Annotated in this window: 17 protein-coding genes and 1 riboswitch; of the genes, 12 read left to right on the top strand and 5 right to left on the bottom strand. The window is 59.5% G+C overall.

The annotated features are described in order from the left end of the window. Window positions 1-69: 69 nt before the first annotated feature. The 3 genes from F617_RS0105320 to F617_RS0105330 are packed head-to-tail and all read left to right on the top strand — an operon-like array spanning window position 70 to window position 3,850. Window positions 70-981: a carbohydrate ABC transporter permease gene (locus tag F617_RS0105320; RefSeq protein WP_003510821.1), complete on the top strand. Its 912-nt coding sequence runs from the start codon at window positions 70-72 to the stop codon at window positions 979-981. A gap of 4 nt (window positions 982-985) precedes the next feature. Next, window positions 986-1,843: a carbohydrate ABC transporter permease gene (locus F617_RS0105325; RefSeq protein WP_003500737.1), complete on the top strand. Its 858-nt coding sequence runs from the start codon at window positions 986-988 to the stop codon at window positions 1,841-1,843. Between the two features lie 12 nt (window positions 1,844-1,855). Beyond that, entirely contained in the window at window positions 1,856-3,850 is a 1,995-nt protein-coding gene (locus F617_RS0105330; RefSeq protein WP_019564647.1) for an alpha-glucosidase, read from the top strand. 85 nt (window positions 3,851-3,935) lie between these two features. On the opposite strand, the gene F617_RS0105335 is transcribed toward F617_RS0105330, so the two are convergent. Then, the gene (locus F617_RS0105335) at window positions 3,936-5,225 is read right to left on the bottom strand and encodes a TadE/TadG family type IV pilus assembly protein (protein WP_019564648.1); all 1,290 of its coding nucleotides are present in this window, start codon (window positions 5,223-5,225) and stop codon (window positions 3,936-3,938) included. A gap of 181 nt (window positions 5,226-5,406) precedes the next feature. Next, window positions 5,407-5,509: riboswitch (TPP riboswitch) on the top strand. A 128-nt stretch (window positions 5,510-5,637) separates the two neighbouring features. Between F617_RS0105335 and F617_RS0105340 the strand changes: the two genes are divergently transcribed. From F617_RS0105340 to thiD, 5 genes are read left to right on the top strand one after another with little or no spacing between them, the layout of a single operon-like run. Beyond that, entirely contained in the window at window positions 5,638-6,423 is a 786-nt protein-coding gene (locus F617_RS0105340; protein ID WP_019564649.1) for an ABC transporter permease, read from the top strand. Next, window positions 6,420-7,364 (top strand): ABC transporter substrate-binding protein, encoded by a 945-nt coding sequence (locus F617_RS0105345; RefSeq protein WP_019564650.1) that lies wholly within the window; start codon window positions 6,420-6,422, stop codon window positions 7,362-7,364. The genes F617_RS0105340 and F617_RS0105345 overlap by 4 nt, the downstream gene beginning before the upstream one ends. Before the next feature lie 2 nt (window positions 7,365-7,366). After that, on the top strand, window positions 7,367-8,107 hold the full coding sequence (locus F617_RS0105350) for a hydroxyethylthiazole kinase (RefSeq protein ID WP_019564651.1): 741 nt from the start codon (window positions 7,367-7,369) through the stop codon (window positions 8,105-8,107). Beyond that, a complete protein-coding gene (thiE, locus tag F617_RS0105355; protein ID WP_019564652.1) occupies window positions 8,094-8,756 on the top strand; it encodes a thiamine phosphate synthase in 663 nt (220 codons plus the stop codon). The genes F617_RS0105350 and thiE overlap by 14 nt, the downstream gene beginning before the upstream one ends. Further along, window positions 8,753-9,550, top strand: coding sequence for a bifunctional hydroxymethylpyrimidine kinase/phosphomethylpyrimidine kinase (gene thiD / locus F617_RS0105360; RefSeq protein WP_019564653.1), 798 nt, complete (start codon window positions 8,753-8,755; stop codon window positions 9,548-9,550). The genes thiE and thiD overlap by 4 nt, the downstream gene beginning before the upstream one ends. A gap of 226 nt (window positions 9,551-9,776) precedes the next feature. On the opposite strand, the gene F617_RS0105365 is transcribed toward thiD, so the two are convergent. After that, window positions 9,777-10,235 (bottom strand): Lrp/AsnC family transcriptional regulator, encoded by a 459-nt coding sequence (locus tag F617_RS0105365; RefSeq protein WP_003500727.1) that lies wholly within the window; start codon window positions 10,233-10,235, stop codon window positions 9,777-9,779. Window positions 10,236-10,362: 127 nt separating this feature from the next. Here F617_RS0105365 and alr point away from each other — a divergent pair, with 127 nt between their 5' ends. After that, window positions 10,363-11,529, top strand: a complete 1,167-nt coding sequence (gene alr / locus F617_RS0105370; protein ID WP_019564654.1) for an alanine racemase — start codon at window positions 10,363-10,365, stop codon at window positions 11,527-11,529. A gap of 7 nt (window positions 11,530-11,536) precedes the next feature. Further along, on the top strand, window positions 11,537-12,793 hold the full coding sequence (locus F617_RS0105375) for a D-amino acid dehydrogenase (protein ID WP_019564655.1): 1,257 nt from the start codon (window positions 11,537-11,539) through the stop codon (window positions 12,791-12,793). Between the two features lie 52 nt (window positions 12,794-12,845). Here the strand turns inward: F617_RS0105375 and F617_RS0105380 are convergent, their stop codons facing one another. Next, window positions 12,846-13,556 carry a GntR family transcriptional regulator gene (locus F617_RS0105380; protein WP_025595694.1) on the bottom strand — a complete coding sequence of 237 codons (711 nt, stop codon included), beginning with the start codon at window positions 13,554-13,556 and terminating at the stop codon, window positions 12,846-12,848. A gap of 176 nt (window positions 13,557-13,732) precedes the next feature. Here F617_RS0105380 and F617_RS0105385 point away from each other — a divergent pair, with 176 nt between their 5' ends. Then, window positions 13,733-14,227 (top strand): BA14K family protein, encoded by a 495-nt coding sequence (locus tag F617_RS0105385; protein WP_019564657.1) that lies wholly within the window; start codon window positions 13,733-13,735, stop codon window positions 14,225-14,227. A gap of 100 nt (window positions 14,228-14,327) precedes the next feature. Here the strand turns inward: F617_RS0105385 and F617_RS0105390 are convergent, their stop codons facing one another. Together F617_RS0105390 and F617_RS0105395 are read right to left on the bottom strand one after the other, a co-directional pair. After that, window positions 14,328-15,692: a sigma-54 dependent transcriptional regulator gene (locus tag F617_RS0105390; RefSeq protein ID WP_019564658.1), complete on the bottom strand. Its 1,365-nt coding sequence runs from the start codon at window positions 15,690-15,692 to the stop codon at window positions 14,328-14,330. Window position 15,693: 1 nt separating this feature from the next. Further along, window positions 15,694-17,535 (bottom strand): sensor histidine kinase, encoded by a 1,842-nt coding sequence (locus F617_RS0105395; RefSeq protein ID WP_019564659.1) that lies wholly within the window; start codon window positions 17,533-17,535, stop codon window positions 15,694-15,696. A 236-nt stretch (window positions 17,536-17,771) separates the two neighbouring features. Here F617_RS0105395 and F617_RS0105400 point away from each other — a divergent pair, with 236 nt between their 5' ends. After that, window positions 17,772-19,118 carry a dicarboxylate/amino acid:cation symporter gene (locus F617_RS0105400; RefSeq protein ID WP_013761559.1) on the top strand — a complete coding sequence of 449 codons (1,347 nt, stop codon included), beginning with the start codon at window positions 17,772-17,774 and terminating at the stop codon, window positions 19,116-19,118. Window positions 19,119-19,280 lie beyond the last annotated feature (162 nt).

Consider the following 19,280-nt stretch of genomic DNA (forward strand, 5'->3'; position numbering starts at 1 on the left):
GTCTGATCGGGAGACGATGACGTGAATTCAGTTGCGGGAGTGGCAGACGTGACGATGCCGGAGAGAACAATGGTCAGGGTGGACGAGAAACCGCAGCCGCGCTGGACGCGGTGGCTCGATCTCGGTGACCGGTCGCTTGCCGTGCTTTTGCTGGCGCCTGCAGCCATTCTTCTTTCCCTTATCATCGTCTATCCGGTGGCGCGTCTCGTCTACACCTCGTTTTTCAGCCTTTCGCTGACATCAGGTCTGCCGGCGGAATTCATCGGCTTTGAAAACTACACGGCGATGCTCGATGATCCGATTTTCTGGGAAACGACCTGGAATACGGTGCTGATAACGCTGATAACGGTGCCGGGAGCGCTGTTCATGGGCCTGGGCCTTGCGCTCCTCGCCAACCTGCCGTTTTCGATGCAATGGCCGATGCGCCTGTCGCTGCTCATCCCCTGGGCGCTGCCTCTGTCGTTCGCCGGCCTCATCTTCGCGTGGTTTTTCCACTACGAATACGGCGTGGTCAACGATGTGCTGAACCGGCTGGGCTTTGAAGGCATCATCTGGTTCAACTCCCCGAACTGGGCCTTTGCGGCCATCTGCCTGACCATCATCTGGAAGACCTCCTCCTTCATGGCACTGATGATCCTTGCAGGGCTGCAAACCATTCCGCGCTCGCTTTATGAAGCCGCCGATGTGGATGGCGCCGGCAAGCTCAGGCAGTTCTTCGAGATCACGCTGCCGCTCCTAAAGCCCTCGATCGTCGTTGCTCTCATCTTCCGTACGATTACGGCGCTGCAGACCTTTGATATTCCATACATGATGACCGGCGGCGGCCCCGGCACATCAACCACGACGCTCGCCATGTACATTCACCAGAACACCGTTTCCTTCCTCGATCTCGGTTACGGTTCGGCACTGGCGGTCATGATGTTTGCGCTCTCCATGTGCGTCACCGCCGTTTATCTCCGCATTATCAGGACGAAGGACTGATCCTATGAGCACCGTTGCGACCTCCTCCGGTCTGTCCTCCTTCTTCTCCGGCAAGCCGCTGCGCTTCATTGCGGCCTCCATATTGCTGGTCAACGGCCTGTTTCCGGCAATATGGATCCTGTTCACCTCGCTGAAAACCGAAGCGGAACTGACGGTGAAACCGATCACATGGTTTCCGCATGCGCCCACACTCGCCAATTACATGCAGGCCTTTTCCGACCAGCCGCTGCACCTCTTCCTGTTCAACAGCTTCATGGTCGCGCTGCTTTCCACGGCCCTCACAATTCTGATTTCGGTGCTGGCAGCCTATGCGCTGGCGCGGCTCGATCTCAAGTACCGGGCGCTGATCCTCTCGCTCATCATCGCCGTTTCCACATTCCCGCTGGTAACGCTGCTGGTGCCTCTGTTCGAGATCATGCGTGCGCTCAACCTGCTCAATAGCTGGACCGCTCTTATACTGCCTTACACCGTGCTCTCCCTGCCGGTCTGCACGCTGATGCTGGTGTCCTTCTTCGAAAGCATCCCGCGCGATCTGGAAAACGCCGCCATGATTGATGGCTGCACCCGCATCGGTGCGCTGTTCAAGGTTGTCGTGCCGCTATGCGCGCCGGGTGTCTTCACCGCCGGTATTCTCGCTTTCGTGAACGCCTGGGACGAATTCCTGCTGGCGCTCTCCTTCAATTCCAATCCGGCACTGCGCACGCTGCCGGTCGGCATCCAGCTTTACCAGGGTGAGTTCGCTTTCCCCTGGCCCGTCATCTCGGCGGCGCTGGTGGTCGGCATCGTCCCGGTTGCGATCCTGATCGTCATCTTTCAGGAACGCGTCGTCTCCGGTCTCACCGCCGGCGGTCTCAAGGGTTAAACAGGTACAGTCATGCAATTCGAAAAGACCAGAGACGGCTTCACGCTTGCGATTGGCAGCCACACCATTCTTTCTCATTCGCCTGAGAACCCGGCTTTCTTCGCCGGTTTGGGCAAGGAGCGGATGGATATGTATCGCGGCAATTTCGATATCGAGGACTATGTCATCGAACGAACTGCGCTCCGCCACGCCGAAGTCAGTGGCGACAGCGTTACGCTGTCTTCCGCACCCGGGCAGGCCGCGCGCCTTCATCTGGCGCTGGATGGAAATGCCATCAGGGTCACGGCGCTGGATGAAACCATCAATCGGCTGTGGCTGCGGATCGTCGCAGATGAGGACGAACATGTCTGGGGCGGTGGCGAACAGATGTCCTATTTCGACATGCGCGGCCGCCGCTTTCCGCTCTGGACCTCCGAACCCGGTGTCGGCCGCGACAAGACCGCTGAAATCACCTTCAAGGCTGACGTCAGCGGCAAGGCGGGTGGCGATTATTACAACACCAATTACCCGCAGCCGACCTATCTGTCGTCGCGCAAATATGCGCTGCATGTGGAAACCAGCGCCTATTCGGTCTTCGATTTCCGCAACGAAGATTTCCACGAAGTCGAGATCTGGGCGATCCCCGAAAGGATCGAGTTTTTCACCGGCGATCGTTTCACCGATATCGTTTCCGCCCTCTCGCTGCGGTTCGGACGCCAGCCGGAACTGCCGGAGTGGGTCTATGGCGGCGCGATCATCGGGTTAAAGGATGGCGCCAACTCCTTTGCCCGGCTGGAAAAAATCCGCGCTGCCGGAACCAAGGTCTCCGGCCTGTGGTGCGAGGACTGGGTGGGGCTTCGCCAGACATCATTCGGCGCCCGGCTCTTCTGGGACTGGCAGGCCAATGAGGCGCGTTATCCGCATTTGCGTCAGAAGATCGCCGAGCTTGCCGATCAGGGCATTCGTTTTCTGGGATACGTGAACCCCTATCTCTGCGTCGACGGCCCGCTTTTTCCGGAGGCGGAGGCGGCCGGTTATTTCGCCACCGGCGCGGACGGCAAGACGGCGCTCGTGGATTTCGGCGAGTTCGATTGTGGCGTGGTCGATTTCACCAATCCGGCCGCAGCCGAGTGGTTTTCCGAAGAGATCATCGGCAAGAACATGCTGGATTTCGGCCTTTCTGGCTGGATGGCCGATTTCGGCGAATATCTGCCGATCGACATCACGCTATCGAACGGCATCGACGCCAAGCTGATGCACAATACCTGGCCGACGCTCTGGGCAGAGGTCAACGCCAAGGCTGTTGAAAGCCGTGGCAAAACCGGCGAAGCGCTGTTCTTCATGCGGGCGGGCTTTACCGGTGTGCAAGCCCACTGCCCGCTGCTGTGGGGCGGCGACCAGTCCGTCGATTTCTCCCGCCATGACGGTCTCGTCACCGTCATATGCGGTGCGCTGTCCTCCGGTCTTCTCGGCAATGCCTATCACCATTCCGACATTGGCGGTTATACCAGCCTGTTCGGCAATGTCAGAACCCCGGAACTCATCATGCGCTGGACGGAGATGGCAGCCTTTACTCCTGTCATGCGAACCCATGAGGGCAATCGCCCGCGCGACAATCTCCAGATCGATCAGGACGAGACCGTTCTTGGCCATTTTGCCCGCATGACGGCAATCTATGTCGCACTCGCCCCCTATCTGAAATCGCTCTCCACTGAAGCAGCCAAAACCGGCCTGCCGGTACAGCGCCCGCTTTTCCTGCATCACGAGAACGACCGGCAGACCTATGCCATTCAGGACAGCTATCTCTATGGGGCCGACATGCTGGTCGCACCAGTGTGGAAGGCGGGGGAGACGCAGCGCACGCTTTACCTTCCGGGCGATGGGGAATGGATGCATCTTTGGAGTGGCGCGCGGTATTTTGGCGGGCACGAGATCACCGTGGAGGCTCCGATAGGCCAGCCGGCTGTGTTCCACCGCGCTGAAACGCCCTTTACTGCGTTATTTGAACAGCTTCGCAATATCGCTTGAAGCATCACCTTCCGGCCATTTCCAAAAAACGCCGCAGATATTGCGGCGTTCAACCGATGCTTTAACAGGCCTCGCTAAAAGGCCATCAGCCCGTCAGGCGTGGTGATGTAATGGCTTTCTTGAACAATGCCGTCATCGCGTCGCTGATGCCCTGGGACGGGCTGACTTCGAAGTACAGGCCCGGGGAAGCGCAGCTCTGCATGCGTGAGCCGATTTCCGCCTGAAAGGGCTTGATCCAGCTATTATACCAGTCATTCGTCGGCAGCGGCAGATAGGTGGTATAAAGCACCGCGATACGAAAACCCTTTTCCTTCAATTTCGTACAGTCTTTGATGTCGATCGGCTCCTGACAGCGGCCTCCCGTCAGTTTTTTAGTACAGGAGGACGGCTTGTAACTGTCGCCCACCCCGTCTGAAACAAAGAAAATAACCTTATCCGGATTTGCCGAGCTTGCGCCCGTGCCCGAACTGCCGACCTTATCTCCAATCTGGATCAGTGCCCGGTCGAAATCTGTTTGCTGGTCGTTGTTGTATCCCTGATAGGGGATTGACATCAGGTTGATTTCACCAGCTTTTTTCTTTGCTGCGTCCAGATCCGAGGTTAGCGAAACGACCTCAAGCAGCTTGGTATCTTCCGCCCGTTCCCCGAAGGTATAGACGGCCATGCGATATTGATTGCTGCTTTTGCGCGTGGACTTTGCCGTGTCCATCAGGCTGGCGGTTGCCTTGGCAACCACGTCGATACGCGTCGTAACCCCGAGTTTCTTGGCCTTGAAGTAATAGCTGTTCGGGTCTGCCACGCCGTCCTTCACGATGTGACAGGCAAAAGCGCATTTATCGCCAGTGTTCGCAACCAGGGTGGCAACATCCGTGGGTGTCGCGCCCACTCCCATGGAGGGCGTATTATCAAGCAGAAGATAGAAATCGCTGAAGGTTTCCGTTTCGTATTTGGCCGTGGCCGTGCCGGCAACCGAAACGAAATCCTTCCCCAGAAGCCCTGAGAGGGTCGTGCTGACCGACGCCTTGAAGCTGACGGACGACTCGACCACATTGCCGTGCTTGATCACCGAGACATCGACAGAGGTAATGGTGTAGTCCGCGTCGCCGCGCTGATTGCCATCGAAGAATGCCCGGGCTTCTTCATTGCCGACGGGAATGACACCGTCCCCCGACATCTTCTTTGCCGCCTGAACACTTGCGGACATATCGGCGACTGCCGCCAGAGCCGCGGAATCCGCCGCCTGCTGCAGATCGGCTTTGACCGACATGCCGCGCGTAATATCGAGCGCCACACCGGCAGCCCCGCACAGAGGCACCATGAGCAGCGCGGTCAGAATGCCAAAATTTCCAGATTTCTCTTGCCAGAAGTTTTTCAAGTTCGCCCCCAACCAATCTGGGAGCTGAAGCTAATACAGCGGAATTGAAAAGCGGTTTCAATAAATAACTAATTTTTGATAAACTTAATATAATAAACAACTAATATGTTCGCGGCAAATTCGCCAATATTCTCGTTAACTTTCAACGTTGACATTACTTCAAAACCCTCCTAGCAAAACAGTCTCTTCCGAGGGGAGCACCTGACGGTGCTGAGATGGCGATGAGCCGGACCCTTGAACCTGATCCGGGTCATGCCGGCGTAGGAACGGAAACTGTAGCGCCTTTGCGTTACTGCCCTTTCTCTTCTCCGCTTTGCCCGGATCTCCGTGATCGCCACAGCTGGAGACCGAACGATGATGATGAAACATCCTTCCCTTCGTATACGGTACGGCTGCGTCTGAGCCCCGGCCGATGCGTGCCTCCCATGCGCTGAAGGGCGTCGTTCTTATTCTGATTGTCTGGCAGCTGGGCATCTGGCTGTTTGCACCGCCCCGCTACATCCTGCCCTCGCCGGCCAATGTTACCGCAGCACTCCTGCGCCAGCCAGCCTTCCTGTTCGGACAGGCCATGGTGACATCAGGTGAAATGGCTGTCGGGCTTGCGGCTGGCATTGCCGCCGGCATTCTCGTTGCCTTTACGATTGCCGCCGTCCCGCGTTTTGGCCGCCTCGTCTGGCCCATGGTTCTCGTGTTGCAGGCATTTCCGGTCTTCGTGCTGGCCCCTATTCTCGTACTCTGGTTCGGTTTCGGCATGGCCTCGAAAGTTGTCATGACGGCGATCATCATCTTTTTCCCCGTCGCTTCAGCCTTCACCGACGGCCTCAACCGCACGGATCGGACAATCCTCGATGCCGCCTCGCTGACGGAGGCGAGCCACTGGCAAATCCTAATCCGGCTGCGTGTGCCGCTGGCGCTTCCCTCACTCATTTCCGGGCTGAGGGTCGCAGCTCCGCTCGCCCCGCTCGGCGCGGTCATTGGCGAATGGGTGGGCGCCTCCGCCGGGCTCGGTTTTGTCATGATCCAGTCCAATGCCCGCATGCAGACCGACACAATGTTCGCCGCCATGACCATCCTCGCCGTCATTGCGGTGCTGCTGCGGCTTGTCGTCGACCGGGCAACGGCCAACCTCGCCCCCTGGGCCAAAGAAACAGACCACGTCATTCCTTTCAAACATTTGCGGAGACTTTCGGCACCATGAAACGAACTCTTCTTTCCCTCGTCGTCGCGGCAGCAAGCGTGCTTTCGCCCGCGCAATCGCAGGCGGCCGACAAGCTTACCGTATTGCTGGAATGGTTCCTGAACCCGGACCATGCCCCGATGGTGATTGCCAAGGAACGCGGCCTTTTCGCCGATGCAGGGCTGGAGGTCGAGTTGATCCCGCCCGCAGACCCATCCGCCGTACCGCGTCTGGTCTCGGCAAAGCAGGCCGATATCGGTGTACACTACCAGCCGAACCTCTATCTCGACCACGATGCAGGGCTGCCGCTCGTCCGTTTCGGCACGCTGGTGGAAACCCCGCTGAACACCGTCACCGTTCTGGCCGATGGTCCAATCAAGAGCCTGAAGGACCTGAAGGGCAAGAAGGTCGGCTTCTCCGTTTCCGGCTTCGAGGATGCGATGCTGAAGCGCATGCTGGAGAAGGAGGGACTGACAAAGGACGATGTTGAACTGGTCAACGTCAATTTCTCACTCTCGCCGTCCCTGATCGCCGGCAAGGTCGATGCCACGCTTGGCGGTTTCCGCAATTTCGAACTGACGCAGATGAAGCTTGAGGGCCACGAAGGCCGCTCGTTCTTCCCCGAGGAACATGGCGTGCCCGCCTATGACGAGCTCATCTTCGTCACCCATCTAGATCTCGTGAAAGATAGCCGCCTGCCGCGTTTTCTCTCGGCCGTTGAGCAGGCGGCGATTTTCATCACCAACCACCCGCAAGAATCCTGGCAGCTTTTCATCAAGGCCTATCCGAACCTTGACGACGCGCTGAACAAACAGGCGTTTTTCGATACGCTGCCGCGTTTCGCCAAACGTCCAGCCGCACTCGATCGCACCCGCTACACACGCTTCGGCACCTTCATGCAGGACATGCAACTGATCAAGCAGGCGCCGGCGGCGGAAGACATTGCCGTGGAGTTGCAATAACCATGGCAAACAGTTTTCCGACTGCGGCGAAGGCCGCAGAGATCCTCGAAAGGGTAAGGCAGACGCGCCCGCGCGTGCATTGCCTGATGAACACCGTGGTACAGAAATTCACCGCGGATGGCATTACCGTCGTCGGCGGCATCCCCTCGATGACAACCTCACTCGAAGAAATCGGTGCTTTCGTCACGAAAGCCGATGCGGTAACGATCAATCTCGGCACGCTCGACGCCGACCGGCGCAAAGTCATTCGATTTGCCGTCGAGATCGCCCGCGCGGCTGGCAAGCCGTGGATTCTGGACCCCGTGCATTGCGACTATTCGCCATCGCGACTGGCGTTCGCGCGTGACCTGATCTCGCTTGGACCCACCATCGTGCGCGGCAACAGCGCTGAGATGAGCCTGATCGGTGCTGTTCCGAACGCCATCAGGATAGAGACCGGACCTGTCGATAACCTGCGCGATGCCACAAGGAGCGTCAGAATCGTCAACGGTCACCCGTGGATGGCGAAGGTGACAGGCACGGGTTGCCTATCGGGTGGCGTCATCGCCGCCTTCATGGCGGTGGAAAAAGACGCACTGACGGCCGCCGCCGCCGCCCTCGCCATCACGGGTGTCGCAGCCGAACTGGCAGCGAAAAACGCCAAAGGCCCCGGCACATTCGAGCCGGCATTTCTGGATGTGCTTTCAGAAATTTCCGGCGAAGACATAATAAACCATGCGAGGATTGAGCATGAACAAGGTTGATTACCGTCTCAACGCGCTGGTCGATGCGAGCCTCGGCGATGTTGCGCCGTTGGGCGAGCTTGCTCTGGCGGCCGCACTCAACGGCGCGACCATTCTGCAATATCGCGACAAACACGCCTCCACGCGGGAGATGATCGAAAACGCCAGCGCCATTCGCGAAGCTATTGCCGGCACGGGCGTGCCGCTGGTCATCAACGACCGGGTGGATGTGGCGCTCGCCTCTGGCGCGGACGGGGTGCATCTCGGCGCCGATGATATGGATGCCAAAACCGCCAGACGCATCCTTGGAGATAAGGCGATCATCGGCCTCACCGTCAAGAACCGCGCCGATGGCGAGCGGGCGGCCTCCAAGCCCGCCGATTACGCCTGCATTGGTGGCGTGTTCGAAACCGTTTCCAAGGTCAATCCAGACAAGCCTGTCGGCCTTGACGGCTTTACGACGCTCCGCACTCTGCTCCGCGAATTGCGGCCGGGCATGCCGGTGGGCGCCATCGCCGGTATCGATCTTGCCCGCGTGCCGAACGTCATCGCTGCCGGTGCGGATGGTGTTGCCGTCATTTCTGCAATCTTCCGCGCAGGCGATATTGCCAGCACAACCAGGGACTTCCGCGCGGCAGTCGATGCAGCGCTGAAAGCGAGACAGTCATGACAGCAATCGCATTGACCATCGCCGGCTCAGACAGCGGCGGCGGCGCGGGCATTCAGGCCGACATCAAGACTTTCTCGGCACTCGGCGCCTATGCCGCCAGCGTCATCACCGCCATCACCGCCCAGAACACCAAAGGTGTGACGGCAGTGGAGGATATTTCCGTCGCCACCATCGTCGCGCAGATGGATGCGGTTTTTTCCGATCTTGCCGTCAATGCGGTGAAGATCGGCATGGTATCGCGGATCGAAACCATCGCGGCCATAGCTGCAAGGCTTCGGCAGCAGCCCCAACCGGTGGTGCTCGACCCCGTGATGGTTGCGACCTCCGGCGACCGTCTATTGCATGCGGATGCGATCGAGACATTGCGGCGCGACCTGCTGCCGCTCGCCACCATCGTCACGCCGAATCTGCCTGAAGCAGCGCTTCTCACCGGCTTACCTATTGCAGACACCGAGGCGGAGATCACCCGTCAGGCCGAGATGATCCTGAAGGTGGGCGCGAAAGCCGTGCTCATCAAGGGCGGCCATGGCGACGGGCCGCAGAGTACGGATTATCTGTTTGCAGACGGCACCGTGCAGGCGCTTTCCGCTACGCGAGTGGACACGAAAAACGACCATGGGACCGGCTGCACGCTGGCGGCGGCGATTACCGCGCATCTGGCCATGGGGCATAACCTGGCGGAGGCGGTTGGTCTTGCGAAGGACTATCTGAATGGAGCGCTTGATGCTGGCCGGGAGCTTGCCGTCGGTCAGGGTCGAGGACCGGTGCATCATTTTTATCGGTGGTGGGGGTGAAGGTTAGAGTGGAGCGTAGGGCTTACCCCCCTCTGTCCTGCCGGACATCTCCCCCTCAAGGGGGGAGATCGACAAGTGGCCTGCCCCGGGCGTTTTAGTTGGCGAACGAGATCGCGATACCGACGTTAATGGGGACCGAGGCGAAAACCTCACCCGATCTCCCCCCTTGAGGGGGAGATGTCCGGCAGGACAGAGGGGGTGAGCCGCACGCTCTGCGCATCCGCCTTCACCGCGCCTTCGGCGTCGCCAGCACATTCCTGATCGCAAAACTCGAATGAATCCGCGAAACACCCGGCAGCTTCGACAGAATCTCCTTATGGATGCGCTCGAAATCGCCCGCACTTTCCGCCTCACATCGCAGGAAATAATCCGACCCGCCCGTCATCAGGTAACATTCGCGGATTTCTGGATAACGCCGCACCGCGTTCTCAAACCTGTTGAGAAAATCCTCCGTCTGGCGATCAAGCGTGATCTGCACGATGACCGAGATCACCTCGCCGCCGGCAAGGCCGCTGGTCAGCGCCGTATAGCCCCGGATGATACCCTCCCGTTCCAGAATATCGACCCGGCGAAGGCAGGCAGAGGCCGAAAGGCCGACTTCCGCAGCAAGTTTCGCATTGCTGATGCGGGCATTGAGCCGGAGCAGGCGGATGATGTGGCGGTCGGTCGCGTCGAGTGACGACATAGAAAATTCCAATACGACAATGAAAGTTGCGTAGATTGCATTTTTATCGCATCTTATTCGAACAATAGCCAAGAAATTCGACAATCGTTGCAATACTCTCATATGATAAAAATGAGGGTGAACGACCATGGACATGCAGATCAGCCGCCAGCAGGCAGCGGGTGGTGCAAGCGGCCATCTGACCATCGATCTTGGCGCATTGCGCGATAATTATCTCGCACTTGCGGCAATGGCGCCCACATCGCAGACGGCAGCGGTCGTCAAGGCTGACGCATACGGACTCGGCGCGGATATCGTCTCGCAGGTGCTGTTTGAAGCGGGCTGCCGGAATTTCTTCGTCGCCCATATCGATGAAGCGCTGGCGCTCCGGCTGCGTCTTTCAGCGGAAGCGCGGATTTTCGTCCTCAACGGGCTTCAGCCCGGTAACGAAACCTCCTGCGCAGCCATGGCCGTCACACCGGTTCTGAATTCGCTCGAGCAGATCGCCCAATGGGCGGCCCACGCCAAAAATCTTGGCAAGACGTTACCCGCCGCAGTGCAGATCGATACCGGCATGTGCCGTCTCGGCCTCTCTCCCGAGGAGCTTGAAGTCCTCGCCTCCCGGCCGCAACTGCTTGATGGTATCGACATCGCCCTCGTGATGAGCCACCTCGCCTGCGCCGACGAACCGGATCACCTCTCCAATGCCGCCCAACTCTCTGTGATGCGAAAAGCCGCTGTCGCTTTTCCTGATGTATCCGTCTGCTTTTCCAATTCCGGCGGCATCTTTCTGGGCAACGACTATCACAACTCCCTGCTACGCCCCGGCATCGCGCTTTATGGCGGCGCGCCCTCAGTTACCCGTCCCAACCCGATGAAACCGGTTGTCCGGCTTGATGTCGCCGTTATTCAAACCCGCGACGTTCCCGCCGGATCGCTGGTCGGTTATGGCGGCTCTTTCGAAGCGGCCGGGCCGACGCGGCTTGCGACGATCGCGGCTGGTTATGCCGATGGCCTGCCGCGATCGCTCAGCAATCGCGGTGCGGCATGGTATAATGGCGTTCGCCTACCCATTGCTGGTCGCGTTTCAATGGACAGCATCATTCTCGATATATCCGCCCTGCCCTTGGGAACATTGACGCAAGGCAGCTTCGTGCAGATGATCGGGCCTGACCAGACGCTGGAAGACATTGCCGAGGATGCGGGCACGATCGCCTATGAAATCCTGACCGGCCTCGGACGCCGTTACCGCCGCAATTATATTCAGCCGGGCGAAAACCCGGCCGTCGCTTCAACATCTGTCAGCCATAAGTGAGACGATCATGAACGTCACTATCCTCGGAGCCGGCGTCGTCGGCGTGACCTCCGCCTGGTATCTGGCCAAAGCCGGACACAAGGTGACGGTGATCGACCGCCAGCCGGCGGCAGCACTTGAAACCAGCTTTGCCAATGCCGGCGAGGTTTCCCCCGGCTATTCCTCGCCATGGGCCGCGCCCGGCATTCCGATGAAGGCCATGAAATGGCTGTTCATGAAGCATGCCCCGCTCATCATCCGCCCGACCGCCGATCCGGCGGCGTGGCGCTGGATGAGCCAGATGCTGCGCAATTGCACATCGGCGCGTTATGCCATCAACAAGAGCCGCATGGTGCGCATTGCCGAATATAGCCGCGATTGCCTGATGGCGCTGCGCGACGAAACCGGGATAGAATACGACCAGCGCATGCAGGGCACACTGGAGGTTTTCCGCACCCAGAAGCAGTTCGACGCCATCGGCAAGGATGTGGACGTGCTGACGGCAGGTGGCGTGCCTTTCGAAATTCTCGACCGCGAAGGCTGCGCCGCCATCGAGCCCGGCCTTTCTCCTTCCAGGGAAAAGATCGTCGGCGGACTGCGCCTGCCCGGTGATGAAACCGGCGACTGCTTCATGTTCACCACCGAACTTGCGCGCATGGCTGAAGAGGCGGGAGTCACCTTCATCTACGATACCGGCATCATGCGCCCCATCGTCGAGGCAGGCCGTATCAAGGCCGTGGAGACCACCAAGGGGCTGGTGGAAGCCGATATTTTCGTCGCCGCACTGGGCAGCTATTCCCCGCAATTCGTCCGCCAGCTCGGCCTTACCCTGCCGGTTTACCCGGTCAAGGGCTACTCCATCACGGTTCCGATCGTGAAGGAGGAACGCGCGCCCGTTTCGACCGTGATGGACGAAACGTTCAAGGTGGCAATCACCCGGCTCGGCTCGCGCATCCGCGCCGGTGGCATGGCGGAAATCGCCGGTTTCAGCAAGGATCTGCCCGCAGCAAGACAGGAAACTCTGGCCCATTCGGTGGAAGACCTGTTCGGCGGCGCAGGTGACCAGAGCCAGGCGAAATTCTGGTGCGGCCTGCGCCCGATGACGCCGGATGGCACGCCTGTTATCGGCACCACCCGCTACAGCAATCTTTATCTCAACACCGGCCACGGTACGCTTGGCTGGACCATGTCCTGCGGCTCGGCCCGTGTGCTTGCCGATCTCATCAGCGGGAACAAGCCCGAGATAGACACGCACGATCTGGCACTCAGCCGTTACGCAGCCTGAAGTGCGACAGGGCGGCGCTTATCCCCGCCTGAAGGGCGGGGATGGTGGCCGCTCAAAGTGCCAGTGCATCCTTCAGCGCCAATCCTTCCTTCATGCGAAGGTCGAGATCGGCCTCGATGTGATCGAGGTGCTGCAGCATCAAGGCACGGGCCTTTGCCGCATCCTTCGCCTCCAGTGCATCGAGCAGGTCGGCATGATCGTTGTGGCCGCAGCTTGAAACGCCCGAGCGCCCGTAGAGCGCGATAACCAGCGACGAGCGGGCGACCAGTTCGTCCATGAATTTTTCGAGGATGGCATTGCCGGCAAGCGAGGCCAGCATCAGGTGGAAATCGCCTGATGCCTTGATTTCCGCGCGCCTGGCGTGCGGGCCGCGCTCATGCTGGTGGCGGCTTTCCTGAACCAGATGCTCTCTCAGCTGCTTCACCGCCGCAGGCGTGATCTTTTCGATTGCGGCGTCCAGAACGCCGGGCTCGATCAGCCGGCGCGAAGCAAAAACCTGCCGCGCTTCGTCCGGTGTGGGATTGGAGACAAAAGCGCCGCGGTTGCGCTCGGCCTTGACCAGTCCTTCGTAAGCCAGCATCTGAAGAGCCGCCCGCACCACCGTGCGGCTGACATCGAACAGCGTTCCCACTTCCGATTCCGACAGCTTCGTTCCCGGGGCAAGCCGTCGGTCGACAATGGCGTCGCGCAGCGTATCTCGAATAGCCTGGGCACGGTCTTCGTGGGATGAATCGGAATTGACGGTTATATGGGCAAGGCTCATGGAATTGTCCTGTTTGAACTTGAGTTCTAGCGCGAAGCGCGGCTTGCGCAAACAGGAATTGCGAGCTGTCGCCAGCCGCCACAATTCATTCAGCGCCCGTTCAGCAGGCGCGCTATATTTCTTTAACCATCGAATTTGCAACTGGCAGCGCCCTGCCATCCGGATGGAAGAAGATTATGTCGTCCTTTGCAGCTAAAACCGTTCTGGCTATCGCCGTCGCCGCCGCCACCATCGTGCCCTTCAACAGCGCATCCGCCGATGACTGGGGCCGCCGCGACCGTCGCGATGCCGCCATTCTGGGTGGCGTGCTTGGCCTTGCCGCCGGTGTCGCCGTTGGCTCAGCCCTTTCCCGCCCGGCACCGGTAGACGACGAGCGAGTCTATATCGACCCGCCGCGTCGCTATGAACCGAGCTATGTGTACGAAGAGCCGGACTACCGCTATTATCAGCCACAGCCGCAGCCTGTCTATCGTCCGGCACCGGTTTACCGTGCCCAACCGGTCTATGACAATAATTCCGGCTACTACCAGCAACGCCGTACCTACCGCACCATCGAGCCGTGGACGAATGCCTGGTACGATTATTGCTCGCAACGTTATCGCAGCTTCAACGGCCGCTCCGGCACCTATGTCGGCAATGACGGCCAGCGTCATTTCTGCGTAGCGGGTTGATCTGGGATAACGTCTGCGCAGTTATCGCTGTTAATAATCAGGCCGCGGACGGAAACGTCCGCGGCTTTTCATTAAGTGTCACCCCAGATCCTGCGGCACCTCAAGCAGCGCCGTTTTTCACATAATCCGCCCGGTTGATGCCGTGACGTTGCAGCTTGTCGTAAAAGGTCTTGCGGGCAATGCCGAGTATCGCAATGGTTTCGGCCACGTCGCCATTAGATTGCACAAGCGTTTCGCGAATGATCTGCGCTTCTATTTCATCCATTCGCTCCGGCAGGGTGCCGGAAGCCGGAATGCTCGATTGCGAAACAGTCGTGGTGGCCGCATCCATCTCCAGCCCCAATACTACCCTTTCAGCGAAATGCCCGAGTTCGCGCACATTGCCCGGCCAGTCGTAGTCGTTAAGGCGGCGGGAAACGCCGGCGCTGATCTGCGGTACCGGCATGTTGAACCGGTTGGCGGCCTTGGTGACGAAGTGCGAAAACAGCAGCGGAATATCCGCCTTGCGCTCGCGCAGCGGCGGTATCGACAGCGTCACCACATTCAGCCGGTAATATAGGTCCTCGCGAAACGTGCCACGCTCGGCCGGGTCGCCGAGATCCACCTTCGCCGCCGCCACCACGCGAATATCGACCGGTCGCTCCTCATTTGAACCGAGTGGCGAGACCTCGCGCATTTCCAGAACGCGCAACATCTTCACCTGTACGGCAAGCGGCATACTTTCGATCTCGTCGAGAAACAGCGTGCCGCCGCTTGAATGTTCGATGCGACCAACGCGTTTTTTCTGCGCACCGGTGAAAGCACCCGGCTCATGGCCGAAAAGCTCGCTTTCGATCACCGTTTCCGGCAGCGCCCCGCAATTCAGTGCCACAAAATTGCCCCTGGATCGCTTCTTGCTCCAGCGATGCAGCGCCGTTGCCACCACTTCCTTGCCGCTGCCCGTCTCACCTGCCACCAGCACGTCTACATCCGTATCAGCAATGTGCCGGAGCGTGGTGCGCAGGCGTTCCATGGCGGGCGTCTGGCCAATCAGAGGTAAATCGTCCTCGGCTTGAGCACTCGCCCGGCGAAGCGCGCGGTTTTCCAGCACGAGGCGGCGCTTTTCCAGTGCGCGGCGGGCGCTTTCAACCATGCGTTCGGCGGGGAATGGTTTGGCGATGAAATCATAGGCGCCGTTGTGAAGGGCATCGACCGCCATCGGCACATCACCGTGGCCGGTGATGAGGATAACCGGCAGATCGGCATCGATCTTGCGGACATGGTCGAAGAACTCAAGCCCGGTCATGCCGGGCATGCGCACATCGGTGATGACGACGCCGTCGAAATCCTCGTTGAGCGCCGCAAGTGCCTGTTCGGCGCGGGAAAAGGAGGTAACGGGCAATCCGTCGAGTTCCAACGTCTGCACCATCGCCTTGCGCAGCTGGGAGTCGTCATCCACCAGAAATATGGTTCCACCTGCCATCATGTTATGCTCGCTTCAGATATACGGAAAAAGACGTGCCTGCCTCGCTGCTCGTTACCTCAATCCGCCCGCCATAGTCGGAGGCGATATCGTTGGAGATGACGAGACCAAGGCCTAGGCCGCTTTCCTTAGATGTATTAAAGGGCGAAAAAAGCTGGGCGCGGATCGCTTCGGGAATGCCGGTCCCATTGTCGCTGACCGAAAGCAAGACCATGTCCCCTTCCTCGCGCACCCGCACCTCGACACGCGCCGCATCAATCGCTTCAGTGGCTTCCAGTGCGTTTTGCAGAAGGTTGATGAGAATTTGCTCGAGCCGGATGCGGCTGCCAAGCACCTTCAGGTCCTGATCCGGCAACACGATATCAAGTGCATCCATCTGTCCGGAAAAACGACTGCGCAACAGCATCACCGCGCCTTCGATGACCAGCTTGAGACTGACCGGTTCGGCAGCGGTGCGGCCCTTGCGCGCCAATATCTTCAGGTCGCCGGTAATCGTGCCGATGCGATCGGTCAATGCCGCGATGTTTTCGAGATTTTCGTTGGCCTCCGCCATGCGGTCGCGTTTCAGCAGGGTGCGGGCATTGTCGGCAAAGGCGCGGATCGTCGCTACCGGCTGGTTGATTTCGTGGGCAACGCCCGCCGCCACCTGCCCTAGAATGGAGAGACGGTTGGCCTGCACCAGCTCGTGCTGCACGTTGCGCAATTCACCTGTCGTCTTTTCGTGCAGGGCAATTTCCGCCTGAAGATGGTCGCGGGTCCTTGTCAGATCACGGGTGCGCTCCTGCACCTTCATTTCCAGCTCGGTGCGGGCGCGCTGCTCCTCTTCCTTTTCCCTCAGCGCCTTGTGCCTGCGCCACAGCCACAGAGCCGAAAGCGCCATCAGCGGCATCAGCGTTGCCAGCGCCACCACCCTGCCCTCGCGAATGGCGGCGTTCAGCGCCGGTGCCACCGGTTGCAGATAATGCAGGGTCCATGAGGTCGTCGGCACCGGCGTTTCCAACCGCAGATAATCGCCGCGCTCACTTGCCGGGTCATCGACACGGATAAGCGGAACGCCGTCGCTCGAGAGTCGCGCCATCCGGAACGGCAGCGTTGTAAGCGCCTCGTTACCGAATTGCAGGCTTTCGGAAATGGCTTTGCGTCGCGCCTCGTCAATCAGCGCTACGGTCTTGAAGCGCCAATCCGGCACGCTCGTCATCAGCACGACGCCGTTCCTGTCAACCACATAGACCGGTTTGCCGCCGATGTTCCAATCCGCCTCCAGACGGTTGAACTCCACCTTGGCGATGACGACGCCGAGCGGCCGACCGTCTGCGGCATCGATGCGGCGCGAGATATAAAGGCCCGGCCGGCGGCTGACATTGCCAAGCGCATAATGTTCGGACATGCCGGTATTCATCGCCGCCTGAAAATACTCGCGGAAGGCATAATTGGAGCCGACGAAGCTGTCGGCCTGTCGCCAGTTACTGGAGGCAATTGTCAAGCCGGTCGGTCCGGTCACATAGATGACAGAGGACTGCGTGCCTTCGATCAGCCCCTCCAGCTTGCGGTTCAGCCGGTCAATGGCAGGCGCGCCACCGCCATCCAGCGCAATCGCAAGGTCGGGGTCGCCGGACAGAACCAGCGGAATGGCGCGCGGCCGCTCCAGCGCAACATTCAGAAGCGCGATCTTGAGTTCGGCATCGGTGGAGGCCTCGGACGCGGCGGTGCGTATTGCCTGGTTTCGCGCAAAGTCATCGGCAACCAACAGAACTCCCAGGCTGACGAGCAGCCACAAGCCCGCCAACGCCAGCCATTGAGCGCGCCGTCGTGCCTGGGAATGAGAGGCCTGATCTTCTTGGGTCATGCGACAATTGTGCGGATTTACACACAGACCGCAAGAGGTTTTGTCCGGATATCCGCACATACATCGGCGAGCTGATACGGCGTCAATAAAAAGTACTTTTTAAATCAGCCAGTTACACCAAATAAGCAAGTCTGGCATGCGTATTGCACATGACTCCTCAATCGGCGCGAAGCCGTCAACGACACGGCGATCCCGGGAGGCCAATTAAGGCAGGGTGAGGCCGAGGAGGAAAAAACATGATCGATACAACAACCGTGGCGGCAGGCCACGCCAAGCAGCCATTCTACAAGCACCTGTATTTCCAGGTTCTGGTCGCCATTATCGCCGGTATCGCGCTTGGCCATTTCTATCCGGCCTTTGGCGAACAGCTGAAGCCGCTCGGCGACGGCTTTATCCGTCTCGTCAAGATGATCATCGCTCCCGTCATCTTCCTCACTGTCGCAACCGGCATCGCCGGCATGAACGATATGAAGAAGGTTGGACGCGTGGCCGGCAAGGCCATGATCTACTTCCTCGTGTTCTCCACCCTCGCGCTCATTGTCGGCCTCATCGTCGCCAACACTGTGCAGCCGGGTGCCGGCATGAACATCGATCCGGCCACGCTGGATGCCAAGGCCGTCGCGACCTACGCCGACAAGGCCCATGAGCAGACCATCACCGGCTTCCTGATGAACATCATCCCGACCACCATCGTCGGCGCATTCGCCAGCGGTGATATCCTGCAGGTGCTGTTCTTCTCCGTGCTGTTCGGCATCGCGCTCGGTATCGTCGGCGAAAAGGGCAAGCCCGTCACCGATTTCATGCATGCCATGATGTATCCGATCTTCAAGCTGGTCGCGATCCTGATGAAGGCCGCCCCCATCGGTGCCTTCGGCGCCATGGCATTCACCATCGGCAAATACGGCATCTCGTCCGTCACCAACCTCGCGATGCTGATCGGCACCTTCTACGTCACATCAGCACTGTTCGTGTTCGTGGTCCTCGGCGCTGTCTGCCGCTATAACGGCTTCTCGATCGTCGCGCTTATCCGCTACATCAAGGAAGAACTGCTTCTGGTTCTCGGTACCTCGTCTTCGGAAGCCGCCCTGCCGGGCCTGATGAGCAAGATGGAAAAGGCGGGCTGCAAGCGCTCCGTCGTCGGTCTCGTCATCCCCACCGGTTATTCCTTCAACCTCGACGGCACCAACATCTACATGACGCTGGCTGCCCTGTTCATCGCACAGGCGACCGGCATCCACCTCTCCTTCGGCGAACAGATCCTGCTGCTGCTCGTGGCCATGCTCTCCTCCAAGGGTGCTGCCGGCATCACAGGCGCTGGCTTCATCACGTTGGCCGCAACGCTCTCCGTCGTGCCGTCGGTTCCGGTTGCCGGCATGGCGCTCATCCTCGGCATCGACCGCTTCATGTCGGAATGCCGCGCACTCACCAACTTCGTCGGCAATGCGGTCGCGACCATCGTTGTTGCCCGCTGGGAAGGTGAACTGGATCAGGAACAGCTCGCCCGCGTTCTCAGCGGCAAGGAAGAATTCACTGGCATCGCCGATGTGGATTCGCTTCCGGGTGCGGTTCAGCCCGCCGAATAACACGACCTCCCAAGGTCCAGCCTGTCCCGGTTCGTCCGGGCAGGCTCTCGAATGAAGGCCGGCGCATCAGATCGATGCTCCGGCCTTTCATCGTTTGAAGCCCTCCCAACCGTCGAAAACGGTTTTTATCGCCGTGCGGATGTTATAGGCCAGATCGAGCGA

Source organism: Agrobacterium sp. 10MFCol1.1 (genome assembly GCF_000381165.1).
GTDB lineage: Bacteria > Pseudomonadota > Alphaproteobacteria > Rhizobiales > Rhizobiaceae > Agrobacterium > Agrobacterium tumefaciens.